The 16,909-nt window shown below is 70.4% G+C and carries 18 protein-coding genes and 1 pseudogene; 7 read left to right on the plus strand and 12 right to left on the minus strand.

Going from position 1 to position 16,909, the window contains the following annotated elements; all coding sequences use genetic code 11:
• Window positions 1-349 precede the first annotated feature (349 nt).
• The 6 genes from H1D24_RS32070 to H1D24_RS32095 all read left to right on the plus strand — a co-directional run bounded on the left by H1D24_RS32070 (window position 350) and on the right by H1D24_RS32095 (window position 4,799).
• A complete protein-coding gene (locus H1D24_RS32070; RefSeq protein WP_181661220.1) occupies window positions 350-1,246 on the plus strand; it encodes a hypothetical protein in 897 nt (298 codons plus the stop codon).
• Between the two features lie 281 nt (window positions 1,247-1,527).
• The gene (locus H1D24_RS32075) at window positions 1,528-1,974 is read left to right on the plus strand and encodes a GFA family protein (RefSeq protein ID WP_181661221.1); all 447 of its coding nucleotides are present in this window, start codon (window positions 1,528-1,530) and stop codon (window positions 1,972-1,974) included.
• 112 nt (window positions 1,975-2,086) lie between these two features.
• A complete protein-coding gene (locus H1D24_RS32080) occupies window positions 2,087-2,818 on the plus strand; it encodes a hypothetical protein (protein ID WP_181661222.1) in 732 nt (243 codons plus the stop codon).
• Between the two features lie 458 nt (window positions 2,819-3,276).
• Window positions 3,277-3,648 carry an SPDY domain-containing protein gene (locus H1D24_RS32085; protein WP_181661223.1) on the plus strand — a complete coding sequence of 124 codons (372 nt, stop codon included), beginning with the start codon at window positions 3,277-3,279 and terminating at the stop codon, window positions 3,646-3,648.
• A 107-nt stretch (window positions 3,649-3,755) separates the two neighbouring features.
• The gene (locus H1D24_RS32090; protein WP_181661250.1) at window positions 3,756-4,034 is read left to right on the plus strand and encodes a hypothetical protein; all 279 of its coding nucleotides are present in this window, start codon (window positions 3,756-3,758) and stop codon (window positions 4,032-4,034) included.
• A gap of 63 nt (window positions 4,035-4,097) precedes the next feature.
• Window positions 4,098-4,799: an SPDY domain-containing protein gene (locus H1D24_RS32095; protein WP_181661251.1), complete on the plus strand. Its 702-nt coding sequence runs from the start codon at window positions 4,098-4,100 to the stop codon at window positions 4,797-4,799.
• Window positions 4,800-5,096: 297 nt separating this feature from the next.
• On the opposite strand, the gene H1D24_RS32100 is transcribed toward H1D24_RS32095, so the two are convergent.
• The 10 genes and pseudogenes from H1D24_RS32100 to H1D24_RS32145 form a co-directional block, all read right to left on the minus strand.
• Complete coding sequence (locus tag H1D24_RS32100) at window positions 5,097-5,795, minus strand: hypothetical protein (RefSeq protein ID WP_181661224.1); 699 nt, start codon at window positions 5,793-5,795, stop codon at window positions 5,097-5,099.
• A gap of 97 nt (window positions 5,796-5,892) precedes the next feature.
• Window positions 5,893-6,333, minus strand: a complete 441-nt coding sequence (locus tag H1D24_RS32105) for a hypothetical protein (protein WP_181661225.1) — start codon at window positions 6,331-6,333, stop codon at window positions 5,893-5,895.
• Between the two features lie 82 nt (window positions 6,334-6,415).
• A complete protein-coding gene (locus H1D24_RS32110; RefSeq protein ID WP_181661226.1) occupies window positions 6,416-8,131 on the minus strand; it encodes a relaxase/mobilization nuclease domain-containing protein in 1,716 nt (571 codons plus the stop codon).
• Window positions 8,128-8,745: a plasmid mobilization protein gene (locus H1D24_RS44185; RefSeq protein ID WP_220137472.1), complete on the minus strand. Its 618-nt coding sequence runs from the start codon at window positions 8,743-8,745 to the stop codon at window positions 8,128-8,130. Before H1D24_RS44185 ends, H1D24_RS32110 begins: the two co-directional genes overlap by 4 nt.
• Complete coding sequence (locus tag H1D24_RS42860; protein WP_258564462.1) at window positions 8,742-8,909, minus strand: hypothetical protein; 168 nt, start codon at window positions 8,907-8,909, stop codon at window positions 8,742-8,744. Before H1D24_RS42860 ends, H1D24_RS44185 begins: the two co-directional genes overlap by 4 nt.
• A 162-nt stretch (window positions 8,910-9,071) precedes the next feature.
• On the minus strand, window positions 9,072-9,263 hold the full coding sequence (locus tag H1D24_RS32125; RefSeq protein ID WP_181661227.1) for a hypothetical protein: 192 nt from the start codon (window positions 9,261-9,263) through the stop codon (window positions 9,072-9,074).
• Window positions 9,260-10,954, minus strand: a complete 1,695-nt coding sequence (locus H1D24_RS32130; RefSeq protein WP_181661228.1) for a hypothetical protein — start codon at window positions 10,952-10,954, stop codon at window positions 9,260-9,262. The genes H1D24_RS32125 and H1D24_RS32130 overlap by 4 nt, the downstream gene beginning before the upstream one ends.
• Window positions 10,951-11,577 (minus strand): WhiB family transcriptional regulator, encoded by a 627-nt coding sequence (locus tag H1D24_RS32135; RefSeq protein ID WP_181661229.1) that lies wholly within the window; start codon window positions 11,575-11,577, stop codon window positions 10,951-10,953. Before H1D24_RS32135 ends, H1D24_RS32130 begins: the two co-directional genes overlap by 4 nt.
• 144 nt (window positions 11,578-11,721) lie before the next feature.
• Window positions 11,722-12,406 (minus strand): annotated as a pseudogene (locus H1D24_RS32140) (zinc finger domain-containing protein).
• A 5-nt stretch (window positions 12,407-12,411) separates the two neighbouring features.
• Window positions 12,412-13,317 carry a helix-turn-helix domain-containing protein gene (locus H1D24_RS32145; RefSeq protein WP_181661230.1) on the minus strand — a complete coding sequence of 302 codons (906 nt, stop codon included), beginning with the start codon at window positions 13,315-13,317 and terminating at the stop codon, window positions 12,412-12,414.
• Between the two features lie 848 nt (window positions 13,318-14,165).
• Between H1D24_RS32145 and H1D24_RS32150 the strand changes: the two genes are divergently transcribed.
• Window positions 14,166-15,065: a helix-turn-helix transcriptional regulator gene (locus H1D24_RS32150; protein ID WP_181661231.1), complete on the plus strand. Its 900-nt coding sequence runs from the start codon at window positions 14,166-14,168 to the stop codon at window positions 15,063-15,065.
• 62 nt (window positions 15,066-15,127) lie between these two features.
• On the opposite strand, the gene H1D24_RS32155 is transcribed toward H1D24_RS32150, so the two are convergent.
• Entirely contained in the window at window positions 15,128-15,580 is a 453-nt protein-coding gene (locus H1D24_RS32155) for an NUDIX domain-containing protein (RefSeq protein ID WP_181661232.1), read from the minus strand.
• A 2-nt stretch (window positions 15,581-15,582) separates the two neighbouring features.
• On the minus strand, window positions 15,583-16,869 hold the full coding sequence (locus tag H1D24_RS32160; RefSeq protein ID WP_181661233.1) for an MAB_1171c family putative transporter: 1,287 nt from the start codon (window positions 16,867-16,869) through the stop codon (window positions 15,583-15,585).
• Window positions 16,870-16,909 lie beyond the last annotated feature (40 nt).

The following is a 16,909-nucleotide window of genomic DNA, read 5'->3' on the forward strand; positions in this document are numbered from 1 at the left end:
CAGCCCCGTTCTCGGGGGTGCGGAGCTTGCTCGGCTGCAGGCGGACGATCGCAGCCGCGGGCCGCGGCGGGTCAGGCCGAGCTGGTGGCCGAGGTGATCTGTCGGCAGGAGATTGCCGCTTCCCGGCCGCCCGCCGTCCACGCGCGGTCGGGGCGCAGTGTGCCGGTGAACGGCGACGTCCGTACGCCCGTTCACCGCCAGGGGTGGATTTGCGGACCCCTCTTTGCGAAGCCGCCTTGCGACCTCCGGGATCTGGTGCGTCTCCGCGCGCATCTGGCCGGTGATCAGCGCCCTGGCGGGGACGCGAAATTCTGCGGCTGACGGCGCCCCGGATGGTTACGCTGGGTACATGTTTGAATGCGCGCTTTGCGGCGCCCCGGTCAAGAGGCGCCGCGAACATGTTCGACCCGACTGGATCTTCGAGCGCTATAAGGACGACGGCCCCTTCACCTTCTACAAGGGCGCGGAGCCGATCCCCTACAGGAGCGGGCGAACGGAACGGCCGCAGCTGTCACGGGTGCTGGCTCCCGCCTGCGATCAGTACGCCGAGGGCGGGCGTGACTGCAACGGTTGGCTAAACACCCACTTCGAGCAACCCGCCAAAGATCATGTTCGCGCTTTGCTGGACGGCAGGCCCATCAGCGGACGCGCCGTCACAGCCGTCGCTCGCTGGGCGGTGAAGACCCTTCTCCTCGAACAGCACCCCGACGCATACGATGCCGAACTGCCCAACCACCCACGCGACTCGTGGCCGAACCTCGACTACCTGCTGTTCTTCATGCAGAATACGGGACAGCTGCCGCCTGAGCTGTCGCTCTGGTGCACCGTCACCAGCCAAGAGGAATCCGGGCCTGTCACGCCTGACGAAGTGGTCCTGCTCCCGCGCCTCCACGTCGCCGGGCGGGCCCCGGCCGTCTTCGAATTCTCGGCAATCGGCTACGGCATGACGGGCGGACGGCAGCTTGCACTGCAGTTGCTGCACCACCCGTACGTCGAAGTCGAGCACCCTTTCGAGGCGGCGAACCTCGCCACACGGCTCTGGCCCGAGCCTCCCACCACGCTCGACCCGGCCGAGATGCCGACGCTCGGCATCCAGGGCACACGACACTGGAACCGAACCTTCTGCAAGGGAGGGGGCATGACCGATCTGAACCTCATCCGCATGTCTCAATCCGCTTCCTTCCGCGGGCTCGTCAGCCCTCGCATCACGGTTCGCGAACCGGGGCCGGGCGGACTCGCTGCCTGAGCGCTGTCGGCGCCAAGGGACCCTCACCACCTCACCGCCCGCACCAGCGCCCCGCGCGTCATCGACGGCCGCGGCACCCTGAACACCGACTCCTGGCGCGACGCCGGATGGACCGTCCGCGCCCTCGGACGTCCCGAGCCGCAGCTTCGTGGCTCGGCCCCGTGACCCCCCGTAATCGGCGCACGCGGCCGGGCACGAGACGCCAACAGCTGCCTGGCGAGCGTGGAAGCGATGGCAAACTGATCTGCCCAACTTGCCCATCACGCCTGGGAGATCACCTGATGAACGCCACCCCCACCGCCGGCGCCCAGCGAACCGAACCAGCCGAGGAGCGCACCGGCAGCTGCCTCTGCGGGCGCATCCGCTTCAACGCCCAGGGCCCGGCAGTCTTCCCCCACACCTGTGAATGTGAACACTGCCAAAAGCTCGGCGGCACCCCCGTGATGTGGTGGGTGGGCTTCAAGACGATCACCTGGATCGGCGATGGTGGCGAGCCGACCTGGTACGAGACCTTCCCCGGTGAGGCGAAGCGCGGCTTCTGCCCGACCTGCGGCAGCCGCGTCGCGGCGATCGACAGCGACATCCCGGAGATCGGCATCAACGTCACGGCCCTCGACGACACCAGCGGCGAAGACCTCGTCCCGATCCACGCATCCTTCCACGACAACGCCGTGCGCTGGCTGCCCTCGGTGGCGGAGACAGAGCCCGGCACGGCCAATCGATCGTGACCGGCAGTACGTGGCGACCGTGTCGGCAGGCTGGATACGCCGCGCCGAGAGCCGGATCGCGACCGCGGCAGTGGCGCCGATCTCCTGGCCCCGGCACAGTTAGCCTTCCGGGGTGAATGAGCCCTCCCCGCTGCCCGGAGACCCCACCGAACTGCACCTGCGCATCTCCTACGACGACGAACTCTGGGACACCCCACAGGCGGACACGCTGGAGCGGTGGAACGTGGCCGTGCTGCACCGGCGGCGTACGCATGACAGCGGCCAGGACCCGGCGCCGAGCCGCGACTGCGTCATCGAGGATTGCCCGTCGTGCACGGTGGAGGACGTCGCCGTCGGGTCGATGACTTTCTACCGGGTGCATCTCGACCGCGGCCGGAATGCCTACTGGGCCATGGAGGAGGAGTCCGAGGAGCTGTACGAGACCGCTCAGGTCCTGCTCGACCCCGCGACAGGCTCGTTCACCAGCGAGGTCAGCGAACTGCTGGAGTACGTCGGCTCCGCGCTGCTCGTCATGGACCGGGTGACGCTGGATCCTGCGTGGCGCGGGCAGGGGCTGGCGGCCGTGCTCGGCTGCGAGGTGATCCACCGGCTCATGGTCGGCTGCAGGGCGGTTGCGTGTTCGCCCGGCGTTACCGACCTCAGCAGTCAGCGGCTGACGGACAGGTCCGAGTGGGACCGAGTGAACGCCAAGATCGCCAGAGGGTGGGAGAGCCTCGGGTTCCGTCTCTACCGGGACAACGTCTATCTGCTTTCGCCGGCGTCGCAGGACCTGGAGGAACAGCGAGGGGTACTTCGAGGGCGGCTCGCGGAAATGGGTGCATCGTGGCGGACCGGGACCTCATGAGGGGCGCTCCACCGCGATCGCCGTGTGCCCGGTGCCCATCGGGCTGTTCCGTATGGGGCCCGGTGGAGTGGTGACCACTCAGGGGCGGCAGCACGATTGTTCTGTGCCGCCTGGCAGTGCGGGTGCGCTGTAGTTGCCAGCGCTGCTCTGCATAGTGGTTGCGGTCTCGCATCCGCCGGGCCTACCAAAACAATATGGGCTGGCTGAGGATGGGCGGCATGCCGAAGGGGGAGCTCATTCCTTCGGGTCATGGCCGAGTACTTGGACGATCCCCGCCAGAGGCTCCGGTTTGCAGGGGGCACGGCGAGATCACCGACGATGCCAGGCGCCGAGCTGGACGACAACGGACGAGTTCGCCGGGGGCAGACAGGGAAGTCGCCCAAAGGACTGGTGGACGCCGGAACAGCATGTCAACCTGAACGACCTTCCAGAAAACCCCAGGTCAGAGAGGTGATGCTGTGGCATTGGATGCGTCGCAACCCGGATTCGCCACCACGGTCGCGGCCCTGCGGCTCCGCTCCTGGAAGCTCGGTGCCGGCCAGGCGATGGACGTGATCGACCAGTTCTCGCACGACGATTTCACGCACATCGTCGACGACCGTGCCGACGTGCACATCAGCTCGCGCGACGGCCGGTTCTACCTCGGCTACTTCCCGAACGTCCGGCCCGGCGGCGCCGACGAGGACTGGGTAACGGCCGAGGGCTGGGTGATCGCGGTCACCGGCACCGCGAACGTTGCCGGCTACCGGATCGCCTTCGGCACGGACACGCCGGCAGAGATCGTCGCCGACGTCGTGACTCGCATCCTGGCCGCTTCTCGCCCCTTGTGACGGGCACGTCCGCCCTCCATATATATGCGCGCCGCGTACCCTGCCCCTGCTCGCGCGGCTTCGTCCGCTACCACTAGGAGAACGCCTTGCACCCGCACTCGCCCGAGATGACCGTCGGCGACCTCATCGACCGGCTGTCCGCCTGCGACCGTGACGCACCCGTCCGCCTCGCCATCAACCCGTTCTTCCCCATGGCCCACCGTCTGGGCGGCATGGAGACGTCGGTGGACGAGCACGGTCGGCCGATGGTCTACATCGCCGAGTCGCCAAAGGCCGAGCAGTTCCCCCTGCCGCCCGCCGTGGCCGTCGCTCTGACCTGGCAGGAGTCGTCCGAGGCGCCCCCGCGCCGCCGACGCCGCGCGACCAGGCCGACCGACGGCCACTGACTCACCCACGAACCCACGGAGGCGCCCCTGCACCCGCACCACCCCATCGATCCCACCCACCCCATCTCGCCGGACCCGACGTACTGGGTCACCCCGCGCCACCTGGCCGGCGATGACGGTGTCCTCGCCGAGCGGATCGGCGACACCCTGACCGACCTCGGCTGGCGCATGTGGCCGACCTCCCGCAACTCCCTGCTGTACGTGAGCCCCGACGGCCTGCGGGGCGCCGAGTGGATCCTCGCCGCCTACCCGTTCGAGCTGGGCGGCCTCCCGGTGGCCTGGCAGATGTCGGCGCGCCCGCACGCTGCCTCGGCCCTGACCGAGTGGAACGCGTACTTCACCGCCGGCATACCGCACGAGGCGCTCACCGACTTCCTGCTCGCGCTCGACGCCAGTGATACCCCCGATGCAGGGCTCGAGGACGCCGAGTCGGTACTCGCCGCGCTCACCGCGCGGGGCTGGATGCGCGACATGGACCGTCCGCGTACGACCGCCACTGACCCGGGCTTCTCCACGAGCGTCTCGCTGGAGATGCTGCCGCCGCTCATCCATGACGCCGACCCCCGTGATGACCTCCTCGGGTGGCAGGCGTGGGCGGAGCCCGTGCTCGGGGCACCGTACCTGTGGTGTGCGAGCTTCAGCGCGAGCGCCCCGCACGAGCTGGTCGCGGCCTTCGCCTCCTCGCTCGCAGCGCCCGGCCCGGTACCGCGGCACACGCTGCCCGAGGGCACGGAGGACCGGCTCACCGTCGTCCGCCGCGGCTGACGGGCTGCGCGTAGCCGCTGGCCGAGGCGGGTGATCGACGGGGTGATGCCCCTTCAATCAGGCCCGGTGGTGCCGCTCCCTTTCACGGGGTGGCATCACCGGGCCTTTGTCGTTTCCGGCATCAGTGCACCGGTCGGCGCCCTGGAACCAAGTTCGAGGTCGTACAAAGGATCGACAGCGTGTCACGGGTCAGGTGAACACCACCTCGACGGCTGATCCGCCGATACGGCGAAACCCCGGTGTCCCGGGCCTGCCGGGTCGACAGGTCCGGGACACCGGGGCAGGCGGCGGAGCGGATCAGCGTGCGGTGCGCGCCTTGGTGAGCGCCTTGTCCAGGTGGGTATCCACGAGGCCCGGCGAGCCGGAGACGATCACCAGGATGTTGCCGGTGCGGATCGCCGTCTGCTTGACGACGCTGCGCTGCCCGCCGGCGGAGAAGGTGAGCAGCTGGCTCCACTGCTCGTCGCCGAGGTCCGGCGCGGTCGACTTCTCGGTGCCCATGTCGACGACGGTGCTGCCCGACGCCACCTGGTACGAGGGGCAGGAGAGCATCGCGTCGCAGACCTTCGAGATGCCCTTGGACAGCTTCGCCGGGCTGTCGCTGTACAGCTCCTCGCCCACCTCGGAGCTGCTGCTACCGGTGTACGTGAAGGACGCCTTCGCCTTGCGGCGGAAGTCGAGGCTGGCGCCGGTGGCCGAGTCGCTGCCGAGCTTCTCCAGCGCCGGGCAGCCGATGACGGTGACGTCGTCGTTGCGGCGCGGGGCCTCGGGCTTGCGGGTGTAGCCCTCGCCCAGGTCGCTCTCGGTCAGCAGCCGCTGGCTCAGCTGGGCCGAGGACAGAGGAGCGGGTGCCAAGGGCGTGCTGCCGCCACGTTGCGCGGGTGCGGAGGAGGCGGCCGAGGCGCCGACGGGCTCGGCGTGGCCCGCGCAGCCGGTCAGGGCGAGGACCGCGACGACGGCGCTCAGAGCGAGGGTGGTCGTGGTGGAGCGGCGCATACGTGAAACCCCTTTGGTGATGCGAGGCGGATGGTCTGACCGGGTCGGCCCTCCGGGTGCCGACGAACGCAGGGGTGAGGGAAGGGGTTTCGCGATCTCAGCGGCCGAGGTGGCGCAGGCCGTCTTCGAGGGTGGGGTGGAACGCGTCGACCGGCAGGGAGTTGCGGTTGTACCAGGCGGTGTCGAGCCGGGGCTCCTCGGTCGCGTGGCCGGCCTCGCAGCGCAGCCACACCGAGTCGTCGCGCATGTTGAAGACGATCCAGTTCCGGTACGCACCGCAGTGGCAGGCGTGGACTTCGCCGTCGATGACGAGCGGCAGGTCCCAGCGCATCATGAAGCCCTCGACGTCCTGGCGGGTCACCGGCCGGAAGTCCGGCGGCAGGAAGTCGGGGGCCACCATGGTGTCGGCCGGCGCGGCCGGGGCCGGCGCAGTGACCGGGGCGGGGGCCTCCGGCCACTCGGTGTGCATCGCCAGCACCGCCTGGCCGGCGCGCTGGGCTTCACGGAACTCGCGGTCCGCACGGTTGCGTCGGAACATGCCGTCTCCATCTCTGTCGTCTCGCCTGCACGAGGAGAGTGCCGCAAGCCCCTGACCTGCTGCAACTCTAAGAATGTTGAATTCAGCGGGACTTGGCCGAACGCTCCTTTCGGTGCGCCGGATGCTTCGCGGGACCGCGGGTGGCGGTGGGCGCGGTGGTGGTGTGCTCGGGCTCGGTGGACGCGTCGGCGGGCAGATCGGCCATGCGCCGCAGCCTCCACACGAGGACTTCGCTGACCGAGTCGGCGGTGTCCAGCTCCCGTCGCTCGGCGGCCTCGGCCAGGAGCGCGGCCGGATCGTGCCCGGCGCGCTCGACGTCGGCGAGCGTGGCGGCCAGGGCGTACCAGCCCGGCTCGGCGAGGACCTGCTCGGCCAGCTCCGGCACCGCCCTGCGAAGGTAGGCGGTCTGCTTGCGCTGTAGGGGCTGGGACAGGTTTCGCCCTCGCTGGTACATGGGACCCAGGTACATCGGTGCGGCGGCCTGGTAGGCGGCGCGCAGATGCTCGGCGGCCTGGCGGGCAGCAGCGGCCTGCTGGGCGTGCTCCTTCTTCCCGTGCCAGTGGGCGGCGGCGAGGACGAAGAAGATCGCCATGTCGATCAACATGGCGGTGGTGGCGCCGTCCTCTCCGCGGCCGAGCGCGGGCCCACCGTGAACGAGGTTGCGGGCAGCCTGCCGCAGGGCGCGGTCGTGGCCCCGCTCGGCCCGGATGTGGGAGCGCGAGGCCCGCTCGAACGCCCAGGCGGCATCTCGCAGTTCACGGCGGGTGTGTGCGGCCGAGGTCTTGGCGAGCGCGTCGAGCATCTCGCCGCCCGCGGCGATCAACGCGGCGATCTGACCGTCGTCGCCCTGATCGATGATGAGTACGGCCTGCCAGGACGCCGACGTCGCCTGGCGACGTGCGGTCGAGGGAGTGACGCGCGCCGCACCAGCCGAACGATCCGTGTCGGGCTCGTGGCCAGCAGCGTTACCGGACCAGCGTTCGCGGATACGGGGCAGGGAGAGGTCAGGGGCGAGTTTCGAGCCGGGGTAGAACACCGGCTCGCCGTCCTTGTTGAGGTCGTCGGTGAGAGCGACCTTGTAGCCGAGGAGATCGCCGGAGGGCGCGACGCGCTTTTGGACCAGGAGGCCGGCAGCGGTCAGGCGGTCGAAGAACTCTCCTTCGCTTTGCACGCCGGCGACGGCGCGGCGCACCGTCTCGCGCAGCTCCTCACGAGCAGTCCGCTCCCGGCCCTGGCGTTCGGCCTTGTGGCGTTCGGCGCTGGTGGGCCTCTTCGCGGCGGTGCCGTCCCCAGGGTTGACTCGCTGCAAGTCGTATTCGACCTCAAGGAGCCGGGCCTCGGCCTGGGCGCGTTTGCCGGAGCGGTGGTGGTTGGGACGGCGGCCGTCCTCGCGGACGAGGGTCGCGATGATGTGGATGTGGTCATCGGCGTGCCGGACGGCCGCCCAGCGGCAGCCCGCACCGTCGCCCGGGTCGATGCCGGTCGCGGCCACCATGCGGCGCGCGATCTGCCCCCACTCGTCGTCGGACAGGATGCGGTCCTCGACGGCGTTTCGTACGGACAGATGCCACACGTGCTTCTCGGGGCGCTGGTCGGGGGCGAGGAGCTGCAAGGGCTGGTCGAGGAGTTGCTGGAGGTCCCGCTTCGTCGCGCCCGGGTCACGGCCGGGGTCGGGGGCCATACCGTCGAAGGAGGCGACCAGGTGGGGGTCGATGTGCTCCTCGTGTGTGCCCTTGCCGTATAGGTACTTGAGCAGCCCGTAAGTGTCGCTGCCCTGTTTGTGGACCTGGGGGATCAAGCCGCCTCGCCTGCTTGCCGGTTGGCGACCCGGTCAGCGGCGGCCTGGACAGACTTGGCCGCGCGCTGAATGTCGGCGATGACCGCCGCCAGGTGAGGTACCTCGCCACCAGTGTTGAGGGCCTTGGCGACCTGGTTGAGATTGCTGCCGGCCCAGCCGAGCTGCCGGCGCGCGGCGAACAGCTCAGTGAGCACATCGCGTTCGGTGGCAATGGCCACGGCGGTGCGCGACTGATCGCGGGACATGGCCAGGCCGGAGTACGCGAGGAAGCCCGCCGTGCTCATGCCGACGGCGTCTGCAGCCCCTTGGATGAGAGCGTGCTCGGTTTCGTTGAGGCGGACGCTGTGGGCGCGGCGCTGCTTCCTGTCGCGCGGGCGCGACTTCCCCTTGGCCCGCCCGGAACGGGTGGGCCTCGGCTGCGATCCGCCCTCGGTCGCAGCCTTCCCGTCCGGCGCCCCCTGGCGCTGGACGGGCCCCGCCACCCCTGGGGCGGGGTCTGGTTCGGACACTCCCCCCGCGGGGGAGTGTCCGAACCTCCATCTTGCTCGCGCCGAGGCCGAGTTGGTGTCCGGCTCACTGCGCGCGGGAGTGGGGGGTGTCGTCGGATTCGTCATCGGGTGTGGTTTCTGGTGGTGCGGATGCGGTGCTGGATCTCGGCGGCGAGTTCGACCATGGCGGCCGGGCCGGCGAGGACGCGGACGGGCGATTCGGGACGGTGCTGGACCAGCCATTGGCCGTTCGGGGCCAGTACGGCTGCGTGCAGCAGCCGGCGGTGCACGAGCACCTCTGCCCAGGCGCCGGCTTCGGCGGTCGACGGGGCGTGCGTACGCGGGTGGCGGGCAGGAATGACGATCTCTCCTCGCCGGAGAGGTGGCCCGACCGGGACCGGGCCACCAGAGGGAATGCGGGACTAGGCGCGTGACCTGCTTCTTTGCAGGTGTCAGCCGCACTCGGGGCAACGTTCGAGGTGGGCGTTCAAGGCTCGCGCCATGTTCCGCTTCACCGAGACCGCGTGCTTCGCGCTGGTCTTCGCCGGCGCCGATCCCCGGTGGCGCTCGGCGTGGCCACACAGGAAGCTGACGTCCCGCTCGAAGTCGGCCTTGATGGTGGCGAACCTGTGGCAGGTCTTCATCGGGTCGTACTCCTTGTCGTGGTGGTGACTGCCTCGGCGCGCAGCCGTTCCAGGACGGGCGTCAGGCTCTCGTTCCGGCCGCCCGGGAGCCCCAGCTCGCGATAGATCTCCCGTAGCTGGGGCCGGGTGATGGAGGCGTTGCCGTCGCGCTCCAGCTTTTCGGGGACATGGGGACGGACGATCTCGACCCGCTCCTCGACGCTCAGCTGCGGGTGCCGTCGCGCGCGTTTGGACTTTCCGGTCCCCGGCCGGCTCCGGTGCGGCTTCGCCTTCGGCTTCCGCCGCACGGGGACGGTGTGGGGACGGTCCCCGTGGGGCTCGGTCCCCGTTTCGGGGTCGGGGTGTTCGCCGTCCCCGTTGTCGTCGGGAACGGTGTGGGGACGGTCCCCGTGGGGCTCGGTCCCCGATTCGGTGTCCGGGTGTTCCCGGTGCTCGTCGGATTCGGGGACGGCCGCCGGGAAGGGGACGGTGCCCTGCGTAGCGGCCATGTCGTGGCCTCCGCCGCTCGCGCTGTCGCCGGCCTCACCGGTCCCGGGGATCAGGACGACGTCTTCCGCAGTCGCCTCTTCCTCCTCGTTGGACAGGCTCGAGCCGTGCTCCTCGACGCGGTCCCCGTTGTTATGGGGGACGGTGTGGGGACCGTCCCCGTCGGGCGCGGTCCCCGTCCCCGATTCGGTCCTGTCCTCGGCAGCGCCGTCCCCGGTGAGCGTGGTGTTTCGGGGACCGGCTTTCGGGGCCGTGCTCGCCGGGGACGGGGACGCCTGCGCCTCGGTCGCCGCTCGGATCACGGGGGACGGTGCGAGAGGGGACCGGTCCCCACGGGGACCGTCCTGCTCCCATTCGGGTCGGGTCCACGGGGACGGCAGGATCACGGTGGCGAGGGCTGTGGCGTGCCGGCGGGCGGCCAGCTGCTCCAGCAGCGCACGGCGCTGGTGCGGGTCGGTGCCGACTCCGGATCGTGCGAGGGCTTTCTCGAGTCGCCGTTCGACCCGGCGCCCGGAGCGCCCCCTGCGCTCCTTCTCGGACATCTTGGCCAGCTGGGAGGCGAGGGCCCCTGCCCGTTCCGTGGCGCGGTCCCTGGTGATATGGGCGGCGTCGCGGTTTCGCGTGGCGACGCCCAGGCGTGACAGGAGTCGTTCCCGTGCTTCGCGTCCGAGCGTGGCCAGGAGCCCCTGGGAGGCGGCGTCCGGCTTGTGCAGGCGCAGTTCGATGCCCATGGCCAGATGCCAGAGCATGGCCGCCATGACCGGGCCGACGATGGCGCGTACGGTGCCGCCCACCGGCCCGGACTCGGCGTATGCCGGGATGATCTGCACCCCGGTCAGCACCCAGACCAGGGTGCCGGGCACGCCGGGTGCGCCCTGGTTGCGCAGGTTCTGGCGGGCCAGCAGCGCGTTCGCGAAGAGCGCCAGTTCGGCGGTGGAGAAGAAGGCAGCCCGTTGCACCGTGTCGGTCATGCCGAGGTAGTCAGCGGCGAAGAACCAGCTGGTCTCGGCGCTGTACGCGGTGCAGCCGAGCGCGGCGAGGGCAGCGACCCAGACCGCGGGGGTGCCGGCGCGCAGGGCTCCTGCCCGGGTCCGGTTGCGTTGGATCGACCATGCGGCCAGTACCAGTGCGAGCACCCCGACAGCTGCGACCGCGTACACGGGCTCGATGCCGAAGGGAAGTGACATGGCGATGGGGTGAGTCATGCGGCCTTTCGGAGGGCGGCGATCAGGGAGTGGGTCTGCACCTGGCGGGGCACCTGCACCGGCGAGGCGACGTCTTCGTCCTCGGCGGCCTCGTCGTCGATCGGGTCGCTCTCGTCGACCTGGTCCCAGTAGCGGTCGCGGTCGGCGACAGCGTGTGCTGCGTTGCGCATCAGGTCGCGCGCCCAGTCCAGGTCGAGGCGCAGCTTGTGGGCGAGCCGCTCGGGGCTCCAGCCGCGGACGTAGGCGTGGCGGGTGACGGCGTCCCGCTCGGCGTCGCTGAGGTGGACGTCGCGGCCTTCGAAGGCCGCCTTCACCCGGCTGTAGTCCAGGCGCTTCTTGACCTTGGCGTGCCAAGGGCGGCGCTCGTCCTCGGTGAGCCCGCCCCACATGCCGTGGCGGATCTCGTTGTCGAGGGCGTAGTCGAAGCACGCCTTCTTCACCGGGCACCGGCCGCAGATCGACTTGGCCTCGTCGATGGCTGCGCGGTCGCGGGCCGCGTGGAAGAACAGCTCGTCGATGTCCTTGGCCGGCATGTTGTGGCACAGGGCAGCGGCCTGCCAGCTGTGGTCGGCGATGCCCCGGATGGTCGGGGTCGGGGTGTCGTTGGTGGTGATGTGGCGCAAGGCAGTCTCCGGAAGTCGCCTCGGGGCGCGGGGCGCTCGGCACCGGTGGTGGCTGGGGTGCGGCGGGGCGCTGCGAGGCGGGCTCGGGGTACGGCGGCGGGCCGTACGCAAGGCGGAACGTTTCAGTGGAGAAGCGGGCTGCGGTCAGGCGGCGGATGCCTGGGCCTGCGCAGCGAGGGCGCGGTCGATGCGGCCGGGGTGGGCGATGGCGCGCGGGGCGTTGCCCCGGGCGGTGCCGTCGAGGGTGATCCGCCGGCGGCGGCACGGCTCACCCTCGACGGCGTGGCACCACTCACACGGCGAGCACGTCGGCGCCCCCGGCGGCGATGGCGGCTTCGCGTGCGGCGCGGGCCGGACGGTACGGGGCCAGCTCGGCGCGGACGGCGGGCGGGATGTACGAGCCGACGGCGGCCAGCTGGTCCTTCAGGCCCGGCCGGTGTCGCCCGGCGGTGATCCCGCGGTGTGCCGAGGGGGCGGCCTGCCCGGCAGCCACGGCATTCCGCGCCGCCAGCAGCTCCGCTCGCCACGCCTGTGGATTGTCCGGGTCGGCCATCGGAGTGGGGTCGGTGTGCCGGGCCAGACACTCGCGGCGGTGCGCGTGCCATTCGCGGGCCACGTCGGCCGGAAGGATCGGGTACGGCGAACTCACGATGCGCTTGCGGACGATCTCGCGGACGTCCCAGCCCTGACCGGTGGTCATGGGGACGTCGCCGAGCAGCTCGTGCCACATGGCGAGTTGGTCGCGGGCCTCGCCCGCGTCGGTGCGGATAGTGCGCGGGTCCAGGCGGCCGACGTAGGTGAGCACGGCAGCAACTTCGCGGCGGTCCAAGGTAGTTACTCCGTTCCAGTCGGTTCGTCGACGGCGGCGAGCAGGGCGGCCATGTGCAGGTCGGCTTTGGTCATGCCGGCCTGCGGGGCGGGGCTGCCGCCGGGCAGGGCGTAGAGGTTCGGGCGCTGGGGCGTGGGGCTGTGCTCGCGGGCGATCCAGGACCGCCAGTCGGCAGCCCAGGCCGCGGTCGAGCGGGGGCTCCAGGAGGCGCGGTGGTGACGCCACTTCGCGTCGGCGGCCTGCAGGCCGTGCTCGCCGAGGCGGGCGAGGTGTCCCTGCTGCTGGGCCCAGGACAGGCTCGCGTCGTCGACCTGCCAGTCGGCAGCGGAGGTGAGGCCGGCCGCACTACTGCTGCTGTACCTACGGTTAACCTTCGGTTCACTACGGTTCTGGGGGTCAGGTTCAGACCCGGAGGGGGGTCGGATTCTGACCCGGGGAGGGGTCAGGTTCTGACGAGGGGGTGCAGATTCTGAACCGGTCAGATCCTGACGAGGGGGGTCGGATTCTGCCCCCGCCTTCGGCCAGATGCCGTGCCTTCGCAGCCGCTCACCGTCCAGCTCCGGTACCGGGTCGGCGTCCGTCAGCGGCTCGACGTACGCGTCCGGGTCGTCCTCCTGGGCCGCTGCGACCTTGGCGAGCCAGGCGGCGGCGCGCGGCAGCCGGTAGACCGTGCTGTGCTGCGGGCCGTCGTAGTCGTCGAGCACCTCCAGCTCGCCGGCCTTCATCAGCGCGGTGATGGCGGCGCGTATCGCGTTGCGGCTGGCGTTCGTCCGGCGCATCAGCGAGGCGAGGGATGCCCAGGCGACGCACTGCTCGTCGGGGATCCGGTCGGCGATCGACAGCAGGACCAGGCGGGCGTTCCCGCGGCTGGTGCTGTCGTCCCACGCCCACTCGCGGGCGGCCCGGCTCATCGGGGCACCGCCGCATCGCGGCGTGCGCCGGCTGCAGGCTCCGACACGATGGCGCCGATCGGCTGGTGCGGGGGCAGGCTGGTGGACGGGTAAGCGAGGATCGCTGCCGCGCTGGCCAGGAAGACCGGCCTTTTGCGCAGGGCAGGCGGCATGGAAGACTCTCCTCCGTAGTGAAACCCGCGCCGGTGTGCCTCGTAGGAAAGGACCGGTGCGGTGAAGGTGGGTAAATCTCCGCCCTTGCCGGGGCAGGAGTGCCATTTGGCGTTCGGCGTCCGGGAGTTACCGCTCCATGGGCGCCGTCGCTGTGTTCGGGGCTATCTCACCCGAGTGGATCGCGCGTTCCGCATACGGCTCCTATCGTCGTCTTCCGCCGGGCGGGGTGCCCGGCGAGGGACGACGAACATATGCAGGCCCTGCGGCAAGATCCAGACCTTGCTAAAGGACTCTCTACAAGTCGCAACGGAGGGCGGCGGCACCTGTGCTTACGGATGTTGGCGGACGGCCCTGACACAGGCAGCAGGTTGATCGCCTCGACGCGCTCGGCGACGGGCTTCACTGTGCCCCGTAGCTGTCGCGCGCCGTGCGGGACATCTGTGCCGACACAGAAGCGAACCGCTCCCACGCACGGTGTGATGACCGGCGTAGGGGGGCGGACGACGGAAGGCACGCAGGGACTCCGGGACTCGGGTGCCGCAGGGACGTTTTATCTCCTCTGGGCACGACGGCTTGAACCGAGGTACGCTGACTAGCTACCCCGATCGATGGAACGAAAGTATCCTCGTTTGGCTCATCGGTCAAGTGGGTGGCTGTGTCGACGGGCCCAGATCGGATCAGGAAGGACGTGTGGGATGCCGGCTCGCCGGTTCGACCCCAACCGTGTGCTGCTCGCCCGGAGGGAGGGTGGCTTCAAGCAGACCGACGTGGCGAGCCATGTGGGGGTCAGCGGTGCTCGGGTCAGCGCCTGGGAGACGGGACGCTCCGTCCCCGACCCGGAGAAACTGCCCCGCCTGGCCGAAGCTCTCAACCGTGACCTCGACGACCTGTTTCCCCGTAACGGGCGTCCTGATCTTGCTGACCTGCGGGCTGACGCCGGGTATACACAGGCGGCCACCAAGGAGCTGACCGGAACGAGTACCGCTGGCCCGGTGGCTGCAGCGGAGAACGCGCAGCGACGCCTGGCGGAGGAGTACGAGCCGAAGCTGGCGGAAGCATACGGCGTGAGCGTCGAAGCCCTGCGGCGTGCGCAAGACCGATCCTTCGGTATCGACGTGCCCGAGCCCGGCGAGGCTGCCCCCGGGGTCGAGGGGCAGGAGCCGCGGCTCCAGCGCGGCGATGAGGGGCTTCCGGAGACTCTGGCGGAGAAGATCACGTATCTGCTGGAGCGGTTGCCGATCCCGCCCTCGGACGCACAGCTTGCGGCCCTCGGCAACGACCGTACGGGCCGCGAGGTCCTCACCGAGGACTTGGTGCGGCACCTGCGGACCGGCGAGGTGAGTAGCGCGCAGGACGATGTGCTGGACGCACTCGCGGAGGCGCTGGACACGACACCGTTGATCTGGTCGCAGGACGCAGACGTGCAGCGGATCATCGGTGGGACGATGCTGCTCAGGGGGCAGATCTCCGCGATCGCCGCCCGCGGCGGTGACGAGAAGGGGCTGTCGGCGGACCTGCTGGACTTCATCCTCCACGAGGTCGACAAGGCCCGGTCCGAAGCCCAGGGCGGGCCCGGGCGGCCTGCCCAGCAGTAACAGCGTGGCAGACGCTGAGCCCGGCCCGAGAGGACTTCCTCGAGCCGGGTCCTCTGCGCTTCTTACAGGCGCACCGTGAGCACTCGCGGGTGCTGGTCGGAGCGGGCGGCGAGGGCGGCCTGCCAGACGTCGGTCAGGTGTGGAGGGACCAGTCCGTCCTCCATGCTGTCCGGCTGGCAGAAGCGGTACTCGCTCAACTCCTCCTCCTGCAGCGTGATCGCGGCCTGGTCCTCCGGGCTGAGGACGCCGCCGTCGAAGACGTACAGAACCTGCGCTCCTCGGCCGGGAACGCTGACCCAGGCGTGGACCAGAAGGCGGTCGACGGGTGGGGTGATGCCGAGCTCCTCGCGCACCTCGCGTGCGACTGCCTCGTGGGGGGTCTCGTCCTCGTCGACGGCGCCGCCGGGGAGGTTCCAGAATTTCTTGTAGGTCGGGTTGACGATGAGGACGTCACCGTCGGCGTTGGAGAACAGCGCCGCAGCGGAGGCGGTCAGCGAGAGGGGGGAAGCGTTCATGTTCAGATCCTGGTGGTGTGGGCGAGGGCCGGCGTTTCGGAGGAGCTCAGGAGGCGGGTGGTGCTCGCAGGGCTGGCGGTGCGGTAGGACTCGGCGACGCGCAGCAGCCAGGGGATCTCCGTGGCGAAGTCGTCGCCGGCCGTGTGAAAGGCGGCTGGCGCCCCGGCCGGTCGGTCGGCAGCTCCGAGTGCAGCCTTGAGCCAGTACGCCTCGGCCGTGGCGTCGGCGTCTGAACCTTGGCGGCCCTCTGCCTTGGCGAGCTGGACGGCGCGCGCGTAGAGGTCGGCGGGCGCGCGCCGCCGCAGTTCGTGGGTAGCGTCGCGGATCTCGGTGACGTAGCGGCCGAGGCGGACCTGCGGGGTGGCGTCGTGCGACAGCACGTCCCGAATCGCGTTGAGAGGACCGGCAGCCCGGTGGCCGTTGAACAGATTGCTCGGCTGGTAGAGAGCGATTCCGTCCACAGCGAGAACCAGGTCGCGCCAGAGCGGGTGGAGCCCGATGACGGCTCTTGTGCTCCGGAGCCGTGCTTGTACGGCATGAACTGCAGGGGTGACCGAGCCGAGCAGCCACAGCAAGAAGCCCCCGTACAGCACCGTGTCGGTGATGTGCTCCTGGTCGGCGAGCGCCTGCGCGGAGAGCGGATGGAGCGCGGTGGGAACCAGGAACGCGGTGCGCAGGGCGGCGTACACCACCATGAGGGCCATGCCCGCGGTCATCATCGTCAGGCCGACGCGCAGGGGCCACCGACGGGCGTGCCGCGATGCCCGGCCCCATTGGTATCCGCACACCAGCGCGGCGCCGGCGGTGTACAGATAGAGCAGCCCCATGTAGAGCGCGAGTCCCGGCTCGCCGGCATGTCGGCCCATGAAGTACGGGCTGTCGGCTGCGGTCTTGGTCCGGTCCAGGGCGAGGAAGAACACCAGCGCCAGGCATACCACGGTGGCGAGCGAGGCACGTGCCGCGACGCGGTGCACGAGAGCCGTGATCTTGATGTGGCGGGCGGTTGCGTCCTCGTCCGCGTAGACGCCGGTGACGTAGGTCAGCAGCACGCAGGTGCCGACGATCGCCAAGGAGTGCTTGAGGAGGGTGGGCAGGTCGTTGACGCCCAGTGGATCGATGACGGCCCGGCCGAGGTCGGTGCGAAGCCACCAGGAGAGGGCGAAGGCGGTGAAGGCGCCCCATAGGGAGCGCCCGCGGCGTCGGCCGCGCACGGCGCCGGGCAGGCGCACGGCGGTCTGGAGCAGCAGAAGCGCGACGATCAAGGAGACGATCACATCAGGGGCGGACACGGTTCTTCCGGGGGGTGCGGGGGGCCTGCGGCGGACGGCC

Source organism: Streptomyces himalayensis subsp. himalayensis (assembly GCF_013778455.1).
GTDB classification, from domain to species: Bacteria; Actinomycetota; Actinomycetes; order Streptomycetales; family Streptomycetaceae; genus Streptomyces; species Streptomyces himalayensis.